The sequence below is a fragment of the Rossellomorea sp. SC111 genome (assembly GCF_024733565.1).
Lineage (GTDB): Bacteria > Bacillota > Bacilli > Bacillales > Bacillaceae_B > Rossellomorea.
Genome location: NZ_JANIOC010000002.1, coordinates 1 through 18,571, shown reverse-complemented (window position 1 = coordinate 18,571; position 18,571 = coordinate 1). Strand labels below are relative to the sequence as shown.

Sequence of the window (18,571 nt, the reverse complement as noted above, 5' to 3'; positions counted from 1 at the left end):
GCTGGACCGTTAGTTTATGATCCCTTGCCCTATAATATCAACTTTTATTGCAGGAACGATCGTGATCTCAGGGTAAGTTTTATCCCAGTTTACTTTTTCCCACGTTTTGGGATGAAACGCCATAAGCTCCCTGCCGATCCCAAATAAATCTGAGTTTGCCAGTTGAATCTTCTCAATCAGCTCTTCTGCGTCTTCTGTTAATTTCTTTGAAATCTCATCATTGAGTTTTTTTAATTTTTTCTTATCTGTCAATTTATCCTGGGGAAATTCGACGATCGACACTTCCATAGCCACGTCTATCCCCACTTGTATATTATCAGGTGTATCTGAAATAATTTTGAGCTTGGACTTGGATTCTGTCACATTATACGTAATATAATTATCCACGTTCAGACGTTTATCATTGTCTATTTTGGATACAAAACGGGCAATCTTTGCCTTTTGGTTATTCATGATGAGGAATAACGAGGATTCTTTAAACGTTAAAGCCCCCGATAAAGAATGTTTATGGAAAATACCCGTACCGGCTAATATGACCTCACCATCTTTCAATTTTAAGAGAGGCAGGGCAAAATCCTTTCCTTCATCAAACATAAGTGTGCAGACCGTTTGTAAATTTTGTTTCGGAACTCCTGTGGAAGATTCAGCACTCGTAAGTAATTCAATTAAAAACTCTGATATCAGAACGTTCTTTTCGCTCAATTTAGAAAGGATGTCTCCTCCATTCCCCTCTACCACTGCAAGCTTTGAAGAAATCGAACTGTTAGGATCCCGGTAAAAAATATCCAAAAACTTATAGATATCCTCTTTGGCTAATTCTTCTCCTAATAAAAATATACGGTTTTTAGACGGCTCGAATGCCCCGGAAATCTTTCTGTCCATTGCCATACGTGTTTCACGAATGGTCTTCCCTTCTCCTTGCACCATTGTGTTTGTAGGGGTTCCATTCTTGAAATCCCGAATGATCGCAGTAGCTCGAATGGTTTCATCGTCCAACAAATCAAAAGAAGAAGAAAAAACAAGCCTTCCATTTCGAAGCAGTCGTTGATCCCAACAGCCCGTTAAGAAAGGAAGCATAACAAGAAGAATACTGATGATCATCCATTGTTTTTTCATACATCATTCCCTCTTTCTACTTTCTTAAAAAGATATGAAATGCTTAATAATAAAACAGGTATCACCAAAATATAGAGATACGAAAGATTGATCACCATTTTGTTATAGATCTCCATTTCTCCTTCTTTATTTGGTATAAAAGAAATGACATACGCAACCATTCCAAATAACACAGTATAAATATAACGTTTACGTTTGAACCAACTGAACGTATGTATGCTCCCTTCTGTAGATAAGAAAAGATAACTTGTCAGGGAGGTGATGACATTTACGACCCATAACGACATGAATACTAAATCAATCCTCTCAACAACCTGCAAATATAGAGATTTTACAAAGTAAAGAACCGGTTGGGGAACGATGACGATTTCTTCAGGACTGAAGGTAATAAGGCTGACGATGGTGAGAAAAGTATAAGTCAGTGTCACAAACAGGTTCGCAATCGATGCTGAATACAACACAGAACGTTCACCAATGTGTTGAAAATAAGGAAACAGAAAGAGCAGCATTTCAAACCCAAGCATTGAAAAGTATGCTTCTTTTGCTCCCTTTAAAATCTGCATACCACCGGACTCACCGATTGGTAATAAATATCTCCATTCAATGGGATAAGTGATCAGCACCACCACAGATATCAAGAGAAGAAAAAAGATTAGACTTGATACCACTACATATACATCGCTGATAGCAGCAACCTTTTGCTTTCCCAAGTAGATTCCAGTGAAAATCAATAGAAACATGATGATCCATTTGGGCGTAAGGGGAAGCACCCACGTCTTTATGATGGCGGTCGAGTACATCAATACTAATGCTGTTACCAGAACCCCATATATAATAAAAGAAATATTTACAGTTGATCCCGCAACTTTACCCAAAAGTTCCCTGGAATATTGAAAAAGGGATTTCTTTGGAAATCTTCTCCCCAATACCCAGAAGAGAACGATCAGGATCTGAACAATGAATCCGGCAAGCAATACAGATAACCACGCATCTGCCTTTGAGACAGAAAATACGCTGAATGGAAGCCCGAGAACCCCTACTCCGATTTGAGTTTGAATAATAAAGAATATTAATTGGATGGACGTAAGGTTAGTCTGAATCTTCATTTTTTTTCCACCCTCGGGAATCCGACGTTTTCCATCTGTAAAGTGAAAGTAAGTCCTTTGGCCGCTTTTTCATCACCCATAAAGGAAGCCGAATAAACGTATCTTTCAGTCCCTTAACATCAAGAGGGGCTACCGGGTATAAATAATGATGACCCATCGACTTCAGGTTGGACATGTGGATTAAGAGCAGCATCAGTCCAATGACAATTCCAAGGACACCGAATAATGCTGCAGCGATCATAAGTGGGAAACCCAGTATCCTCACAGACGTGCTCAGTTCATTGGAAGGAATGACAAAAGATGAAATCGCTGTGATCGCAACGATGATAACCATTGTATTGGAAACCAGATTGGCTTCTACAACAGCTGTCCCAATGACGAGACCACCTACCACCCCGATGGTTTGAGCAATTGGATTGGGAAGCCTTATCGCTGCTTCGCGGAGCAATTCCAATGTGAGCTGCATGATCGCCGCCTCAATCAAAGGTGGAAAGGGCACATATTCAAGTGAACTTTTTATCGAAAAAATAATTTCAACAGGAATAATTTCATAGTTATATGAAATGACAGCAATATAAAAAGCCGGTAAGCAAAGGGTTGCAATAAAGCTGATCAACCTGATGAAACGAATGAAAGATCCAATAAATGCGCGATTATTATAATCCTCTGATGTTTGGAAAAAGCTGAAAAAGTTCACTGGGAAAATGAGCACAGTCGGACTTCCTTCCATCACCAAGGCCACTCTCCCCTCCATCAGGTTTCCCACTACACGGTCCGGGCGTTCAGTATTCAAAAACTGTGGGAATGGGGAAAACGAATTATCTTCCAGAAATTCCTCAAAATACCCGGGTGATTGTATCGAATCGGTGTCAATATAACTGATACGGTCCTCTATGGTGCTCACTATTTCCGGGTCGGTCAAATGAGATAAATAGACGAGAGAGTACTTCGTTCTGGTCGTCTCCCCTACACTCGAATATTTCACAGTCAACTTTGTGCTTGAGATCCTTTCACGGATTAGATGAATATTTTCCGAGATATTTTCACTGAACCCCTGGTGGGACCCCCTAATCACCTTTTCATTTACGGGCTCGTAGCGATTAGACACAAACTTTGGCATACTTATGAAAGTAATCCATTCACTATCTTCCAGTAAGATGACACAGTGCCCATCGACCGTCGCCCTCAGTGCCTCTTCTAACTGAAGTGTTTCTTTTACACTATTACTGCTTACTGTATCTTTAATCGTGCCTTCCTCTTTCTCTAGGAGGGGCTTAATGATATATGACTGCAAACTTCTATTATCAATGACAGAATCCAGGAAAAGGATGATCAATCTTTTTTTATTAAAGGTTAAATCTCTAAATTTCAGATCATCCGTGTGAAAAAGACCTTCCTGAAAATAGGACACTTTCTCTTCCAATGTAAGGGGTTCCATAGTCACTTCTTCTTTTTCTGAAAGGAGCTGCTTCGGTTTTCTTATCTTCTTATTGTAAAAGGAACTCATATTTGCACCTTCAGTCAGAATTATTTTTAATTATGCTCCCCAAAGATGGTGTCATTATGCATTTTCACTTGCATTGCTACGGTGGTTTCATGCATCTTATATGCTCCTCCTCAAAATAATTTTCCATTACCTCACATATTAGTAGGGGTTCCCCTCCTATATTTGATATACTTAATCAGACAAACTAGTCGATAAGCAGAGGTGAATAGGTTGACCAGGAAAAAAGTTTACTCGTGGAGTTTACAAATTCTTATCATTCTTACTATTATTTATGTTTCAACTAAGATTTCTTTTCTTTTTGAACCGATCGTCGTATTTGCATCTACCTTATTTTTCCCGATCATCATTTCAGGGTTTCTTTATTTTTTACTGAATCCTTTAGTCAATCTTCTGGTGAAAGCAAGGCTCCCGAGGACGATTGCGATCATCGTACTTTATGCTGCGATCATCGGGGCGTTGGTGTTGATCATTGGGAATATCGCACCTGTCATTACCCGTCAGGTGACTGCGTTATTCAACGCCCTGCCTGAATATGCAAAGCAAACGAGGAACTTCATTGAATATCTGTCTCAAACAGAGCAGTTTAAATGGATGATGAATCAGGATTATGTATCCTTGAAAGATATCGAGAATCAGCTGGTGGATTTCGCCAATACATTGCCTGATAATATCACCACTGCCTTGAAGGGGTTATTGAGTGTGTTGACAAGCATCACCATTCTCATTGTTACCGTGCCTTTCCTTTTATTCTTCATGTTTAAGGACGGTCATAAATTCCCGAAGGCCATTTCGAAATTTTTGCCGCCTGCGTATCGTCAGGAAGGAATCAACACGTTAAAGGATACGAGTGAAACACTTGCCGCATACATACAGGGACAATTGACAGTCGCTTCATTTGTCGGAACACTCACCTTTATCGGTTACTTGATCATCGGGTTGCCTTATGCACTCGTGATGGCACTGATCGGAGCCGTCACAAACATCATCCCGTTTATCGGACCGTTCATCGGCGCAACACCAGCCATCATCGTCGCCTTGTTTGACTCACCGACAAAGGCGATACTTGTCGCAGTGGTGGTCACGATTGCTCAGCAAATTGAAGGGAATTTACTTTCACCCCTTATTTTGGGGAAACGATTGGATACCCATCCTGCAACGATCATCATACTATTACTTGTTGCAGGTAACTTAGCTGGAATACTCGGCATGATTTTAGCCGTACCCACCTACGCAGTATCGAAAACGATTGTATTGAATTTAGTGAAGTTCATTAAGCTGAGAAGATCTTCCATACAGGAATGAACACTGGAGACAACCGGACCATTGCCCGGTTGTTTTTTTGTTGAAGGATATTCCGTTCTTATATCTGTTTGAACATATTCAGGAGCAACTGAGTCCGCAAAAACATCACCACAACACAAATAAAAAGAAGCAATCCCCGGAGGAGATTGCTTCTTTCAAAGTCTCATTTCTTTTTAAATAATTTATTTGATGCACCTTTTACGGCTTTACTTGCTGTATCAACGGTTTTCCCAACCATTTTATTTCCAGTGTTGCTTACGTTTTTCACAAAGTCTGCCGATGTATCCGACACCTTCCCCACCAATCCGCCTTCACCACTCACACTCTTTATGATCCCATTTGCAGTATCTGCAGTTTTGTTCAGGAGTTCACTTGCCTGCTTTGATGTGTTTTTTACAAAATCCCCGGTCATGTTGCGTTTATCCTCATTCATGATGATTCTCCTCCTTGTAAAAAGACTCATCACTATCCCTATGTGACGGGAGGTCCTAGTATGCAGGATTATTTAAAATTACAATGGATGACCCAAATAGATCGTGGGGATTCTGTACTCTTGAATCATACCATCTTTTTTCTCTACCCGGTAAGCCGATGCATGTGGTCTTGAACTCACCGCTCTGGCAAGTTCTCCCTCAATAAAATGTAAAGCTGCCCCGTCATCTGCAGCATAGCCTGCTTGCAACTCCCCACTCTCAACAAAAGAATGGTACAGGGGACGACGGTTTTCTTCTCCGTCATAATGAGGCGAGTGACTGCCTTCTATCAAACCCAGTCCCTCGATCGTCTCTAGTCCAACCCCGTATGAATCGGTGGTTCCTTCTTCAAACCAGCAAATCGAGCCTGCACTCAAACCGGAAAGAATGATTCCTGATTCCCAAGCCTTCCTAAGAATCGCGTCAATCCCCCACTCTTTCCATAACGCGAGCATACTCTTTGTATTTCCCCCGCCTACATAAATGATGTCTTTTTCAAGCAGGAACCCTTCTAAATCCCTTGTGGAGGGCTTGAATAAAGATAGATGAGAAGGTTCACTAGACATGGTTGTAAAAGCGTTGTAAAAGCGTTCGATATAACTTTCTGCATCCCCACTTGCCGTTGGTAGAAAACACACCTTTGGCTTAGATGCTTTTGATTGGTTTACTATGTACTGATCTAATAACAGGTTTTCAGGTTCCATTGAGAAACCTCCACCACCCATCGCAATAATTTGTTTCATGAACAATCCCCACTCCCTATTTGCTATCTCTATTTTACCAAATGAAAGAAGACGATGGTGATAACAGGATGGAAATATTTACACATACTAAACGATCAACCCCCCTATCGCCTTGATAGGGGGGTTCTCATGCTTATTATTTCCTGCCTGCTTCTGTTTCTCTTATATTCTTCGACCTGGTCTCTTTCTGGAAGGAAATGAACAAGCCATATGTCATGACAAGTAAAATGATCCCTAGAGGGAGTGCAGTGATGATGGTAGCCGCCTGTAGTCCACTGATGCCACCAGTCCCCATTATAATGGCAGCGATTGCCGCCAAGATGATTCCCCAGCTGAATTTCACGAAGAAAGGAGGGTTCAGACTTCCATTGGATGTTTGCATCCCCAATACAAAGGTTGCTGAATCGGCAGAAGTAACAAAGAAAGTAATAATCAGGAATAGGGAGATGATTGACAAAACCCCACTTAAAGGCATCTGATCATACACATAAAACAATGCCGTTTCCAAACTTTGACCTGCTACGTCTACTCCCTGGACAAGATCATAGTACAACCCTGTTCCTCCGAATACCCCAAACCAAAGGGAACAAACGATGGTAGGAACGATGATGACTGCAATGATGAACTCCCGGACTGTCCTGCCTTTTGACACCCTGGCAATGAACGTTCCAACGAAAGGTGTCCATGAAATCCACCATGCCCAATAAAAAATCGTCCAGTCCTTCACCCACTGGTTATTTTCTACGTTAAATGGAGAAAAACGTAATCCCATACCCGGCAGATTCTGTACATAGCTTCCGAACGTTGTCAAAAATAATTCCAGTACGAATTGTGAAGGTCCTACGATAAGGAAAACTATGAATAACAAAACCGCAAGAATCATATTGGCATTACTTAAATATTTTATCCCTTTGGATAAGCCCGTTGAAGCGGACGTAATATAAAGAACCGTAGCAATCCCCATGATGATTAACTGGATGTTAAAACTGATCGGCACATCCATGAGATAATGGAGTCCGCTATTGATTTGTTGTGCTCCTATCCCCAGTGATATGGCTACGCCGAAAATAGTGGCAAATACAGCAATGATATCCACGATGTAACCGATCGGACCTTTTGCTTTATCACCGATAACCGGATACAGTGTAGCACTCATCAGTCCAGGCATTCCTTTCCTGAACTTGTAATAGGCCAGCGCCAGTGCCACCACGGCATATATGGCCCATGCATGGAACCCCCAGTGAAGATATGTATACCTTAACCCGATCTTGGCTGATTCAATCGTCCCGCCTTTCCCGAAAGGAGGGGCGGCATAATGTGAAACAGGCTCAGAGACCCCGTAAAAAAGGAGGCCAATTCCCATTCCTGCACTGAAGAGCATGGCAAACCAGGTCAATGTAGAATACTCCGGTGTGTCGGTGTCTTTCCCCAGTCGGATCTTTCCATACTTACTTAGGGCAAAAAAGATGGCGATGATAAAAAAGAATGTGGCTGAGAATTGATAAAACCAGCCGAATTTATCAAGAAGAACCCCTTGAGTATTGGTCATCACATCGATTAACATTTGAGGAAACAGGACTCCCCATAAAACAAAGATCACGCCGATCGAAATCGCGATCCAAAACATTGGTGTGAAATTTTTCAACTTACTTCCCCCTCATACATTTGTGTCCCCTACATATGAAATAAAAATAAAGGCATGAATTAAATGTTACCCTCTTTTACGATGAGCTAAACTAGTAAGTAAATGGTAAACCACGAATGAAATAAAAATAGAAAAAAGTAATATTTTAAGTATCTTTCTTTCATTTCCGGGCAAATTAATGTAGAGGGAGGTGATTACTATGACAAAGAACAACAAACCGCAACAACAAAAAAATGAAGCAGAATTTGCTCAAGAGCAAAACGCTACTGAAAGAGCTAAAAAAGCTGCTAAACAACAAAACCAACAAAACCAACAAAATAAATAATCTAACATAGTAACAAAAACCGATACTTAAAGGGAGATCAGTCAAACGACTGGTCTCTTTCATTATTTATGGTACCTTTCATTCTATTTATCGCAATAAAAAACCTCCCCGAAATTTCCGGGAAGGTTCATCATTCATTCTATATTTGGAGCCAAAAGTGATTTACTACCTTTTTTGTGCACCGCTTTTTTTGAACGGTTTGTATGCAACCAAAACGGCAATTACTGCAGAAGCTCCATTTATCATGGTTCCAATCACTGGAGAACCCTTATAACCTGTACCGTCGTACATATAGGTGATAATCAGACCGGTTATTATACTCAATAAGAGACTTATACCGAGGAATACCCCTATAAAAATAAAAAATTTCTTAGCATTCTTCCACAAAATTAAACACTCCAATGCAATGGATCATTCCCAAATCTGTACATGTAGAAACATGAAAAGATTAAAATGGCATTTTTTTATTCCTTCATTTTCTGAGAAGATAAATCAGTTGAAACCTCAAGTCTTGATTTTCCCATAAGGAACACAAACACCAATGCGATTCCAAGGGGGATCAATGCATAGGCAAAAGTGGTGGTAATAGATTCAGACATTGCGTTCGTGATTTTAGTAAGAACAAAATCCGGAATCTTTTCACGCATCTCAGGTTCAAAAATACTCCTTGGATCACCTTGGAAGCCCCCTCCTGCTTCCTGTCCCTTAAAGGCATGTTCAAGATTAGAGGCAAAGAGTTTTGTTTGCAGTGTCCCATAGACCGTTATCCCTATGGTCATCCCCAGGGAACGGAAAAAAGCATTCGTCGAGTTTGCAGACCCTCTAAACCGGGGATCCAGCTTATGGATCGTGGCGTTAGGCAGTAATGAAAAAGAAAAGCCTACACCAAAACCACTTATGACCATATAGAGCGTCATCATCCATCTATTTGTATCTGGTCCCATCGTCGCGAGTAACACCATGCCTGCAATAAAGGAAATAATGGAAACCCACATGATATTACGGTAACTTGTTTTCGTCATTCGGATGCCCGCAACGGCACTGCCTGCTACTGAACCGAGCATCAACGGTGTCAAAATCAATCCGGCATTTGTCGCAGATCCACCATATACAGCCTGAACAAAAATTGGAATCAGTATGGTCAAGATAATGAACGCAGCCCCATACAGAAAAGCGAGGGCCTGTGCTGATGCAAATAATGGACTTTTGAACATCCAAAATGAAATAATCGGTTCAGATGCCTTTCGTTCGATCCATAAGAAGCTCATAAAGAAGATAAAGAAGGATGCAAACAATCCAATGATCTGCCACGATTCCCATGGGAATTCCTTTCCGCCGAATTCAAGGGCAAACATGAGACTGACAACCGCTATCACTAGAGTGATTGCCCCTCCCCAATCAATTCGCTGATCCGATCGCTGTGGGGATTCTTTATAAGCCGTTGTAATAAAGAAGAGCGATAGGAGACCAATTGGTACATTGACATAGAAAATCCAATGCCAGCTTAAATGATCCGTTAAAAATGCTCCTATCAGCGGCCCGAAAACGGAAGCGGATCCAAATACTGCACCCAGGAGTCCTGTCATCTTACCGCGTTTTTCAGGAGGGAATAAATCAAATACAATGGTAAAGGCGATTGGCAGCAAAGCTCCACCACCAATTCCTTGAATGGCCCGGAATATACTTAACTGAACGATATCCTGTGCAATCCCACACAGTGCTGAACCAATCAAGAAAATAGAGAGACCGAATATGTAAAATCTCTTTCTACCATACATGTCAGACAGCTTACCGAAAATTGGCATCCCGGCCATGACCGCTACCATGTATGCGCTTGTGACCCATACAAATTTGTCCAGTCCACCCAGATCTGAAACAATGGATCCCAACGCCGTTGCCACGATGGTATTATCCATGGCTGACATGAGTATCCCTAACAATAAGCCGGCAAGTGCCAGTTTCATATTACTTTCTTTTGCCACCAACACAATCATCCTCCATTAACAATGTTAAAACGTCTATTTCATTATAGAACTTTCTATCTGATTGTCCATATCGACTTTCCTAAAGAGCAAAAAAGCAGGGTACGTCAACTGACGTACCCTGCTTGAAATTATACGTTTGAATTACTTTTGAACGTTAGCCGCTTGTGGTCCACGAGCGCCTTCAACGATTTCAAATGTAACGTCTTGACCTTCTTCTAATGATTTGTATCCTTCACCTTGGATAGCGGAGAAGTGAACAAAAACATCGTCTTGACCTTCAACTTCGATGAAACCGAAACCTTTTTCAGCGTTAAACCATTTAACTTTACCTTGTAACATAAAACATGTACCTCCTAGTGCAGTTGCACGTAAAAATATTTATATTCCTGCTCTGATTAAGATTCAAGACGAATTAGTCAATCATGTATATTAATCGAACAAAAATAATTATCTTTACTATAACAGAATCCCCTTCAAAACTCAAGGCGGTAATGGGTCTAATTGTAAAAAATATAGTCTAACCTACTCTACTATCGTAGGTAGATACTCTTTTGTATATAACTTTTTGATCATCCTTATTTGACCCCTATGATTGATTTCGTCTTCAAAAACATGAAACCATTTAAAGAAGTTATTTCCTTTTTCCCCATACCACCAATCTGTCTCGTCGTATAGCCATTCTTCGTCCAATTTTTTAAATTGCTCGATTGTAACCTTTCTTGTGCGTTGAAGGTTTTCCAGGTAGTATTCCACAGAATTCCCTTTAATTTTTTCGGCTGCCTTGCTGCCTAAACTTAAGGCAGGCTCCAATTCCGACGCATATGCTTCTATTTCCTCATCAGTCAGTTGTTCAAATGTCAGTGCCTGATATATCTTTTCTACTGCATCAAAATGAGCTAGTAACATCCCTATGGAATTCGCTTCATCATGACAACGGTAATCAAGCTTTTCAACAGACAGATTTTCCACTTCCTGTATAGAAGTGAACCTGGCGTAATCCATCATGGAAAGAAGCAGTGAAAAGTCCTTTTTCATCCCATTTTTTTCTTTGATCATGTAGATTGAGTTCATTTCCATTATAAGTCCCCCTCATAGTCTTCTATTACTATATTGGATACCGAATGGAAATCCCCTTTATTTTTAGAGAAAAATCCACAACTCTTTGAACGATGAATTTCTTTACACCTCTCTCTGCTCGGACTTCTTATGTTACGATGGAAGAAACAAAACTGGAGGGGTACTCATGATGTTTACAAAGATACCTAAAGAACAGAGAGACGAAATGATCGGGAGGATTCAGAGTTTTTACTATGAACAAACAGGGGATGAAATCGGGGATTTAGGAGCTGAAAATTGGTTTGACTTCTTTATGAAAGAAATCGGTCCCTTCTTATATAATAAGGGAGTGATGGATTCCAAGGACATATTATTGGATAAAATGCTTCTACTCGAAGACGATCTTTATGCATTAAAAAGACCAGTGAATCCTAAATAAGCTTGTTATACATAAAAAAGGAGCAGGGCTTGATACCACCCTACTCTTTTTTAATGTCATGAAGAACCTTGTCATCAATGCGGCCATTGTCATTTACGATTTCGATGGTGACAGCTTCTTTATCTTCGTTTTGAATGTCGCTTATGATCTTATCGATCTCTTCACTCTTTTTAATTTCTACTGTTTTTTCTACTTTATATTCCTTAGGAGCCTCTCCCTCTTTACGGCTTTTCAGTTCTTCATCCGTATAGATCAAATCGGTGCCCAATGCATTTTTGATCGTTTTCCCCTGCAAAAAAAAGCGGGCTCGGAAAGGCGTGGCCGGATCCAAAGCTTCATCCGTTAATACTCCTGAAAAGGTAAGTGTTTCATCTTCTTCATTTACCGTTACACTACTTTTAACGACCATGTCTGCAGCATTCCGATTACATCCGCTTAAAAGGATAGCTAAAAAAAGACCGGCCATCATAACTGTTTTCGATGCTTTCACTCGTTGTCCTCCTTATATGTATGTGCACCATCTATCTTACCAAAAGACCAATAAAATATGCCAGAAACATTTTATTGGTCTTTTGGTAAGAGACACTTCAATAATGGGTCAATTGAAAGGATAGTATGATCCGGGTTAGGGGGATTATTTCGGGGGAGCACTTATTCACCGTTAAGGGCATAATTCCAGAAGAAGAATAGGAAGGTGGCTGGATTAACGGCCTCCATGTAATTTCCATCATAACATGGTGTTGGATTGCTTTAAGGCACTGTTCAATTGCAAACCTTATATTCTTGATTTGATCGTACCACCAATATATGCGAACCAAAGACAAAAAGCTGTGGCATGTACAAATCGGTTATATTATCCGGAGGCTACTTTTTGAGATGCTTATTACATACTGCCTTCAGGATAAACAATTTTTCCTGTACGCTTAACATCCTCCAGCATTTAGCACGAATGATCATAATAATTCCCCTCTCCTTTTCCATTGTCTTTCTGTTACTTCTCTTTACCTCCTCCTAACCATTTACAAACCATTCAATTTGCTACATATTGACATACAAAAATACTTTCTCCGACAGATTGTTCTATCGAAAAAAGTATGAAAACGAAACGTATGTCAATCCGTACAGGTAAATGTAGAATTTCTTTTGGAATTTCTTTTGAAATTTTTTTATTATATTTTTTATAAGAGGGAATGTAAATATATGGACCGTTCCTTTCCGCTGCAGGCACAAGACTCGCGCGGGGAGGAAGTTGAGCCTCCTCGGGCTTTGCCCTGTGGGGTCTCAACCTTTCCTCTATCTCCCGCAGGAGTCAAGTGCCTTCCGCTACAATCCACTCTGTGCTTCTATACAAAACCTATTTCAAATTATATAATTCCAAACAAATCCCACTTATGTCTTACTAAAGTATATTACTAATTTAGATATTATTATCCATTTAACAGTAACAATTTTTCACGTTGGCCTGTCAATTAGAGGGTTGTGCCAGCAGTTTTATAAAGTGATGGAGGACGCGGGCGGTGAGGCCCCAGATGACTTTATCTTCGTAGTAGTAGAAATGTTCTTTCATGTTTCTTGCCTGCCAGTCGTAGTTTTCCCCACCTGGTATTTGTTTATATGGGAAGCTCTCTTCCGGTTCCATTTTAAATTTGATATTATACAATTCCGGTTCTTTTTCACACATGTAAGAGAGCGGGGTTGTGAAAATCTCTTCCACCTCGGCAGCATTCGGGCGCAACTCTTCTAATGATATATTCAGCTTCCCTACAAAAGGATAGATGATCGTCCCAAATGGGGATACGATATAATCGAGAGGATAAATGTCCGAGATGGAATCCTCTTGTATTCCCAATTCCTCTGATGTCTCCCTTAAGGCAGCTGCCCTCTCATCAGAGTCACTCCGGTCGATTCTCCCACCTGGAAAGCAGATTTCCCCCGGTTGTCTCCGCATATTCAATGAACGGACTTCAAAGAGAACATGAATATCCCCTTTCACTTCGATCAAAGGAAGTAGAATAGCATATTCAGAAAATGTTTCACTCCCCAACACTTTAGGCGTTCTATCTTTGAAGCGCATCAGCAGATCGGTCACATCCATTCTATTCCCCCCTTTACGTTAATCTATTCTATGATTTTCTTTATTATAGTATGAATGGAATGGAACACCCAAACCATAAGCGTTCAAACCATATTATTCCAATAATTCCCTTACCTTCTATGAATCTATGATATACTAATGAAGTCTTATCACATGGTAAGAAAGTAAACATTCAAAATTGAAAGGATTTGAAAGCATGTTTGGAAAAGTAGCTTCAGATGTATTAGGTTTGAGTGATATTGGCACAGTCATAATGCCGCAGGATTACGACAAAGCCGATTCAGATGATTACATTATGCATGAAGATGGAGAGAAGATTTACTTTCTAATCAAATCCAAGTCCGATGAATATTGCTTTACAAACAAAGCTCTCATTCACCTTGATGGGACAAGTGCAGCAAGCAAGAAGCGGGTGCTCCGCCGTTTGGATTATTACAAGTATCACCTATCGAATGTCCTTCTTGAAACGGCGGGAACAGTAGATCTGGATGTTGAAATCAAGTTTAAGATCGGTTCGGAAATCTACTCCATCGATGTTCATAAAAAACATTTAGCAGAAGTGAAAGATCTATATAAGTCCCTTATAAAAATTAGTGAAATCACTACTGACAATAGCATTTATTCTGGTTTTGCCAATGAAAGTCTTCAACTGGCATCCTCAACATTGGGACAAGTGAAGACAGATGGCGTAAATGTTGTTGACCAGTTTAAAGAGGTCAATCAATATGCCTTCAATTGGCTGTCGGACAAGAAGAAAGAATTGACCCTTAAAGATTTTGGGTTTGTGTTTGAAAAATTCATTCAAAATTAATCTGCATCCTCCGGCTCAAACCATCAGCCGGAGGATCATTACTGAATTTCAGGTACATCAGTCCCTTTCCACTCCTGAACACCATTGTCTTCTATGATCCCTAATGTAACATCAGCTATATCCGGATCCCCTATTAACTGATCCTGTATGGCAAACTTAATATCATCCGCTTCTGATAGGGGTAACCCCTTTTTCAATTCAAGATATGATTCCACGTGGTAATAACGGCCCTCCTGTGTAATCCTCATCTTAAAGATATCGATGACTGCCTCATGTTCAAAGATGGCAGAAGCAATCCGGTCCTCTACTTCCTTTGGTGCAGCAACCCCTATAAGACCAACCATATTGTCATACCCGACCCTGAAGGCAACCCCCACCATTAGGAATCCGATCATTATGGTCACAATCCCATCCAATAGTTGAAACGGAGAGAAATAAGAAACAAGGACCGCTATCAAAGCCAGAATGGCACCGGATACAGCAACTAAGTCTTCATAAAACACAAGTCTTGTTGGGGGCGCTGCCCGCTTTACATGCTTGAACGCACCGGTCACAATCCCAGCACCCCTGCTTTCCACGCGGGCTTCCTGACTGATTTCCTTCATCACTTTAATGAGGATCGTTCCATCAATGAGGATGTTCAAGAGTAACACGGATACATTTATCCATATCCCTTTGACTTCAGCGGGATGTTTGATTAGATGAAATCCCTCACGAATCGTTTCATAAGCCATGACCGAAACAACGATGACCGCAATCATGCAAAACAGATTGATGACACGCCCAAAACCTGTCGGGAACTTTTCTGTCGGCTTCTTCTCTGATAGAACACTGCCAATAAACACAAACCCTTGATTGACAGTATCGGCTAACGAGTGCATGGCAGAGGCAAACATTGCCCCACTTCCACTGATAAAGAATGCCGCCCCCTTTGCGATTGCAAGGAGGCCATTTCCCACCATCGCAAAGAACGAAGATTTATTTCCTTTTTTCACTAATGTGAAAAATGATTCATTACTCACCAAGCTCACCACCTTACGTTTTATCAAGCTAATAAATAGTATCTCTCAATACTCTCCTTTCATAAGTCAATTGACGAACCTTTTGTGCTTTTCTATACTGTAACAATGAATGTGAAATCATAAGATTTCGAATCTAATCAGGTCAGGAGAACAAATCATGGATTTTACCATACAGCATCTTTCATTTTATTTAATCCAGGTAGAAGGAAAAGGCGAAGAAGCAGATAAACGACATAAGCACTTTCAAACCTTGACCGGGGGTGAGTATGAGGAAAGCCCCCTCAAAAGCTTTCTGGACGGTGAACTGACGAAGATCGTCAAGCGAAAGGTGGACAGGCACTCCAAATCAGAGTCAGCTCCCACTAAAATTGGCCGCTTTGTTGTAGAACCAGGTCATGAGCTTACATCGAATCCAAACTACAATTTATTTCATCGAACCCGTTATGCTGAAAGTAAAGAAGATTTTCGTGAAGCATGTGATCAAATTGTTCAAATGTACATAGAAGCGAGTGCTATTCGAGGTGGGGCATTTCTAGTAGCCACCGCAAAACTCACCAAATTTTTTGATGATCCCTTTTTATTCATAATGAAATGTGATTTCGAACCAAAGGTCGCCACCATTACGGATGAAGCAACCCTGATTCATAATGTAGAAATGGCGATCACGACGAAAAACATGAAATCCATCCAATATCCCTATATGCCTGAAGAAGGAATGATGGATTCTGCGGAAATCAAAATTCATCAAGCATCACACGCCAGGTACTTTGAGGATTTCCTTAAATGGGTGGTGTATGAAAAGTCTATGCCCGAAATCGTGAAATCCCAAGTGTACGGAATGGTAAAAGAACATATTTCAGAGACATATGCTGAAGAAAGTGACGAACGGGTCGAATTCGAAGAAGCCGTAGAAGAATGGGCCATCAGCCCGAAGCGGGAACTGCAGGAACGTTTCACGACGGAACAGGTGGTGGAAGCCACTTCACAAATAGTCGAGCAATCCCCTGAAGTGGAACTGAAGGTGAAACTTGACCATGTTTCTGTAAAAGCCCTTCTTTCAGATTTCGGAGACAGCATTCATTTGGCGAAAGTGAACGGTCGATATGTCCTGATGATCGAAAGTGAGTCCGTCATGTTTGAAAAAGGATTTTCCCCACTTGAATTCCTTAAGCCTGATGAACTTCATGAAGTGATTCAGCGTATACAGGATAAGGAATAAGGTGGATAAATGTATACCTACATGGTTTTATTCTATGAAAGAGCAAAATTTTCTTGTATAAATAATGCTCATAAAATAAAATCAAGTAAGAAAATTCTTTCTATTTCGGTAAAAAGGGGTATAACGAATGCTTACTTCTAAACAACTTCAAGATATAAAGGATCTTCAGAATGTTTGCGAGAATTTTGAAGATATCAACTTAAAATTAAACTGGGAAATGCTAAAAAAGAGACAGAACGATCAGGATGATTTTCTTCTATACAAAGAGAACCTTTTGATCGGGTTTTTAGGAATATACGGATTTGGCGATTCGTACGAAATATGTGGGATGATCCATCCTGATTTCCGTCGTCAGCACCTGTTTCAAGAACTGTTTCAAAAAGCACTCCAATCTTTAAAACCCCGGACGGTCAATAAGCTCTTACTCAATATTCCGGGATCATCGACGTCTGGAAAAGGGTTTATATCGCATACGGGTGCTGCGTATGATTTCACTGAATATGAAATGAAATGGAATAAGAAAGAGTTAGTCATCGACCATTCTGTCGGTATAAAAACGGCGGATGCACATGATATTGATACCATCATCGACCTGGATGAAAAATGTTTCGGGGTTGTCAGAAGTGATGCTGAATCCTACACCAGGAGGCTATTCGAAGATTCGCCGGCAGGAAATCTTATGATTGTCCTTGATGAAAAAGTTGTTGGGAAGATAAGGGTTCAACGAGCGAATAAGAAGAGTTTCATCTATGGCTTTGCCGTCTTCCCTTCTTATCAGGGAAAGGGCATCGGAAGAAAAGCATTGTCCCGGGCTGTGATGCAGGAATCGAAATGGACCGATGATATATACCTGGATGTCGCTGCCACGAATAGCAAGGCACTGAAACTTTATGAATCAAGCGGTTTTCAAACCTTTTATAGTCAGGAATATTATCAATATCCCATTGAATAAAGAAAGTGGCAGGGACATAACTAAATCCGTTTTCTCTAAAGACGAACAATCAAAAAACAGTTTGGATCACTTGTTACACCGCTTTTGATTTCCGTGCAAGACTTCGCTTTCCTCGGGCGTTCGGCTAGCCTTCTCGTCTCTGACGTTCCTGCGGGGTCTCACCTATTCCGCTTTTCCCGTAGGAGTCTTCGTCTTGCACTCCAATCAAAAGCTAGATTCTGCTATATTTTCTGAATTTGCTTTAGCAATAATAATAATAAATAGGCAATTTCACCAAGATTGTTGTTATTCATACACATACTATAGTTTGTGAATATTCGGTCATTTGGAGTGTGTCGGAGCAGGATGAGTCATTCACATCTGGCAAGAAAGAGTGTGTGTATAATTAACGGTAATCGATCACAGCAACTTATAAAAATTGGAGTTGGTGTATGCAATGGTGAAGCAATCTCGACTTTACAATGTTATAGTGAACACTTACGCTTCGAAAGTTGATTGGAGCGGAAGGTGCTCGACTCCTGCGGGAAACGCTGGACAGGTGAGACCCCGCAGGCGCAATGCACTGGTCCCATAACGTTGGACACTTAAATTTCTAAGCAGCTAATTCAGTACTTACTCGATAAGCTACCGGACTTTTTCGTTTTAACCTTGATTTGATTCTCAGGTGATTGTAGTAATACATGTATTCTTTCAGTTCTTCTTTAAAGTGCTCGATACTATCAAATTCTTGTAAGTAAAGGAATTCAGACTTCAGTATCCCAAAAAAGTTCTCCAT

At 40.5% G+C, this 18,571-nt stretch carries 19 protein-coding genes; 6 read left to right on the top strand and 13 right to left on the bottom strand.

Annotated elements, in window-relative coordinates; genetic code table 11:
* Positions 1 to 9: 9 nt before the first annotated feature.
* The 3 genes from NQ095_RS02140 to NQ095_RS02130 are packed head-to-tail and all read right to left on the bottom strand — an operon-like array spanning position 10 to position 3,729.
* Complete coding sequence (locus NQ095_RS02140) at positions 10 to 1,116, bottom strand: Ger(x)C family spore germination protein (protein WP_258261868.1); 1,107 nt, start codon at positions 1,114 to 1,116, stop codon at positions 10 to 12.
* On the bottom strand, positions 1,113 to 2,222 hold the full coding sequence (locus NQ095_RS02135; protein ID WP_258261867.1) for a GerAB/ArcD/ProY family transporter: 1,110 nt from the start codon (positions 2,220 to 2,222) through the stop codon (positions 1,113 to 1,115). Before NQ095_RS02135 ends, NQ095_RS02140 begins: the two co-directional genes overlap by 4 nt.
* A complete protein-coding gene (locus NQ095_RS02130; RefSeq protein ID WP_258261866.1) occupies positions 2,206 to 3,729 on the bottom strand; it encodes a spore germination protein in 1,524 nt (507 codons plus the stop codon). The genes NQ095_RS02135 and NQ095_RS02130 overlap by 17 nt, the downstream gene beginning before the upstream one ends.
* A gap of 210 nt (positions 3,730 to 3,939) precedes the next feature.
* Here NQ095_RS02130 and NQ095_RS02125 point away from each other — a divergent pair, with 210 nt between their 5' ends.
* The gene (locus NQ095_RS02125; protein ID WP_258261865.1) at positions 3,940 to 5,031 is read left to right on the top strand and encodes an AI-2E family transporter; all 1,092 of its coding nucleotides are present in this window, start codon (positions 3,940 to 3,942) and stop codon (positions 5,029 to 5,031) included.
* Positions 5,032 to 5,194: 163 nt separating this feature from the next.
* Here the strand turns inward: NQ095_RS02125 and NQ095_RS02120 are convergent, their stop codons facing one another.
* The 3 genes from NQ095_RS02120 to NQ095_RS02110 form a co-directional block, all read right to left on the bottom strand.
* Positions 5,195 to 5,464 carry a hypothetical protein gene (locus NQ095_RS02120; protein WP_258261864.1) on the bottom strand — a complete coding sequence of 90 codons (270 nt, stop codon included), beginning with the start codon at positions 5,462 to 5,464 and terminating at the stop codon, positions 5,195 to 5,197.
* A 78-nt stretch (positions 5,465 to 5,542) separates the two neighbouring features.
* Positions 5,543 to 6,247, bottom strand: coding sequence for a Type 1 glutamine amidotransferase-like domain-containing protein (locus NQ095_RS02115; protein WP_258261863.1), 705 nt, complete (start codon positions 6,245 to 6,247; stop codon positions 5,543 to 5,545).
* A 136-nt stretch (positions 6,248 to 6,383) separates the two neighbouring features.
* A complete protein-coding gene (locus tag NQ095_RS02110) occupies positions 6,384 to 7,892 on the bottom strand; it encodes a BCCT family transporter (RefSeq protein ID WP_375162796.1) in 1,509 nt (502 codons plus the stop codon).
* A 199-nt stretch (positions 7,893 to 8,091) separates the two neighbouring features.
* Between NQ095_RS02110 and NQ095_RS02105 the strand changes: the two genes are divergently transcribed.
* Positions 8,092 to 8,217 carry a hypothetical protein gene (locus NQ095_RS02105; protein WP_258261862.1) on the top strand — a complete coding sequence of 42 codons (126 nt, stop codon included), beginning with the start codon at positions 8,092 to 8,094 and terminating at the stop codon, positions 8,215 to 8,217.
* Between the two features lie 464 nt (positions 8,218 to 8,681).
* Here the strand turns inward: NQ095_RS02105 and NQ095_RS02100 are convergent, their stop codons facing one another.
* The 3 genes from NQ095_RS02100 to NQ095_RS02090 form a co-directional block, all read right to left on the bottom strand.
* Entirely contained in the window at positions 8,682 to 10,202 is a 1,521-nt protein-coding gene (locus tag NQ095_RS02100; protein WP_309137610.1) for an MDR family MFS transporter, read from the bottom strand.
* A 141-nt stretch (positions 10,203 to 10,343) separates the two neighbouring features.
* Positions 10,344 to 10,541, bottom strand: a complete 198-nt coding sequence (gene cspD, locus NQ095_RS02095; RefSeq protein ID WP_032088076.1) for a cold-shock protein CspD — start codon at positions 10,539 to 10,541, stop codon at positions 10,344 to 10,346.
* 183 nt (positions 10,542 to 10,724) lie between these two features.
* Positions 10,725 to 11,273 (bottom strand): DinB family protein, encoded by a 549-nt coding sequence (locus NQ095_RS02090; RefSeq protein WP_258262197.1) that lies wholly within the window; start codon positions 11,271 to 11,273, stop codon positions 10,725 to 10,727.
* A 172-nt stretch (positions 11,274 to 11,445) separates the two neighbouring features.
* Between NQ095_RS02090 and NQ095_RS02085 the strand changes: the two genes are divergently transcribed.
* Positions 11,446 to 11,697, top strand: coding sequence for a DUF2164 domain-containing protein (locus NQ095_RS02085; RefSeq protein ID WP_258261860.1), 252 nt, complete (start codon positions 11,446 to 11,448; stop codon positions 11,695 to 11,697).
* A gap of 40 nt (positions 11,698 to 11,737) precedes the next feature.
* On the opposite strand, the gene NQ095_RS02080 is transcribed toward NQ095_RS02085, so the two are convergent.
* Both NQ095_RS02080 and NQ095_RS02075 read right to left on the bottom strand, forming a co-directional pair.
* Entirely contained in the window at positions 11,738 to 12,187 is a 450-nt protein-coding gene (locus NQ095_RS02080; RefSeq protein ID WP_258261859.1) for a hypothetical protein, read from the bottom strand.
* Between the two features lie 975 nt (positions 12,188 to 13,162).
* Positions 13,163 to 13,792 carry an NUDIX hydrolase gene (locus tag NQ095_RS02075; protein WP_258261858.1) on the bottom strand — a complete coding sequence of 210 codons (630 nt, stop codon included), beginning with the start codon at positions 13,790 to 13,792 and terminating at the stop codon, positions 13,163 to 13,165.
* Between the two features lie 196 nt (positions 13,793 to 13,988).
* Between NQ095_RS02075 and NQ095_RS02070 the strand changes: the two genes are divergently transcribed.
* Entirely contained in the window at positions 13,989 to 14,603 is a 615-nt protein-coding gene (locus NQ095_RS02070; RefSeq protein ID WP_258261857.1) for a PH domain-containing protein, read from the top strand.
* Between the two features lie 38 nt (positions 14,604 to 14,641).
* Here the strand turns inward: NQ095_RS02070 and NQ095_RS02065 are convergent, their stop codons facing one another.
* On the bottom strand, positions 14,642 to 15,625 hold the full coding sequence (locus NQ095_RS02065; RefSeq protein ID WP_258261856.1) for a cation diffusion facilitator family transporter: 984 nt from the start codon (positions 15,623 to 15,625) through the stop codon (positions 14,642 to 14,644).
* Between the two features lie 157 nt (positions 15,626 to 15,782).
* On the opposite strand from NQ095_RS02065, the gene NQ095_RS02060 reads away from it, so the two are divergent.
* Both NQ095_RS02060 and NQ095_RS02055 read left to right on the top strand, forming a co-directional pair.
* Positions 15,783 to 16,844 carry a DUF3900 domain-containing protein gene (locus NQ095_RS02060; protein WP_258261855.1) on the top strand — a complete coding sequence of 354 codons (1,062 nt, stop codon included), beginning with the start codon at positions 15,783 to 15,785 and terminating at the stop codon, positions 16,842 to 16,844.
* 127 nt (positions 16,845 to 16,971) lie between these two features.
* Positions 16,972 to 17,796 carry a GNAT family N-acetyltransferase gene (locus NQ095_RS02055; protein WP_258261854.1) on the top strand — a complete coding sequence of 275 codons (825 nt, stop codon included), beginning with the start codon at positions 16,972 to 16,974 and terminating at the stop codon, positions 17,794 to 17,796.
* Between the two features lie 592 nt (positions 17,797 to 18,388).
* On the opposite strand, the gene NQ095_RS02050 is transcribed toward NQ095_RS02055, so the two are convergent.
* Positions 18,389 to 18,571 (bottom strand): IS3 family transposase (locus NQ095_RS02050; RefSeq protein ID WP_258261853.1); only part of this gene is annotated, 183 nt, incomplete at its 5' end.

What these genes read in the sequence shown, in the direction of transcription:
- NQ095_RS02140 (WP_258261868.1), bottom strand. Translation starts at nt 1,116, where the DNA reads ATGAAAAAACAATGGATGATCATCAGTATTCTTCTTGTTATGCTTCCT.
- NQ095_RS02115 (WP_258261863.1), bottom strand. Translation starts at nt 6,247, where the DNA reads ATGAAACAAATTATTGCGATGGGTGGTGGAGGTTTCTCAATGGAACCT.
- NQ095_RS02085 (WP_258261860.1), top strand. Translation starts at nt 11,446, where the DNA reads ATGATGTTTACAAAGATACCTAAAGAACAGAGAGACGAAATGATCGGG.
- NQ095_RS02070 (WP_258261857.1), top strand. Translation starts at nt 13,989, where the DNA reads ATGTTTGGAAAAGTAGCTTCAGATGTATTAGGTTTGAGTGATATTGGC.
- NQ095_RS02055 (WP_258261854.1), top strand. Translation starts at nt 16,972, where the DNA reads ATGCTTACTTCTAAACAACTTCAAGATATAAAGGATCTTCAGAATGTT.
- NQ095_RS02075 (WP_258261858.1), bottom strand. Translation starts at nt 13,792, where the DNA reads ATGGATGTGACCGATCTGCTGATGCGCTTCAAAGATAGAACGCCTAAA.
- NQ095_RS02135 (WP_258261867.1), bottom strand. Translation starts at nt 2,222, where the DNA reads ATGAAGATTCAGACTAACCTTACGTCCATCCAATTAATATTCTTTATT.
- NQ095_RS02105 (WP_258261862.1), top strand. Translation starts at nt 8,092, where the DNA reads ATGACAAAGAACAACAAACCGCAACAACAAAAAAATGAAGCAGAATTT.
- NQ095_RS02060 (WP_258261855.1), top strand. Translation starts at nt 15,783, where the DNA reads ATGGATTTTACCATACAGCATCTTTCATTTTATTTAATCCAGGTAGAA.
- NQ095_RS02120 (WP_258261864.1), bottom strand. Translation starts at nt 5,464, where the DNA reads ATGAATGAGGATAAACGCAACATGACCGGGGATTTTGTAAAAAACACA.
- NQ095_RS02130 (WP_258261866.1), bottom strand. Translation starts at nt 3,729, where the DNA reads ATGAGTTCCTTTTACAATAAGAAGATAAGAAAACCGAAGCAGCTCCTT.
- cspD (WP_032088076.1), bottom strand. Translation starts at nt 10,541, where the DNA reads ATGTTACAAGGTAAAGTTAAATGGTTTAACGCTGAAAAAGGTTTCGGT.
- NQ095_RS02090 (WP_258262197.1), bottom strand. Translation starts at nt 11,273, where the DNA reads ATGAACTCAATCTACATGATCAAAGAAAAAAATGGGATGAAAAAGGAC.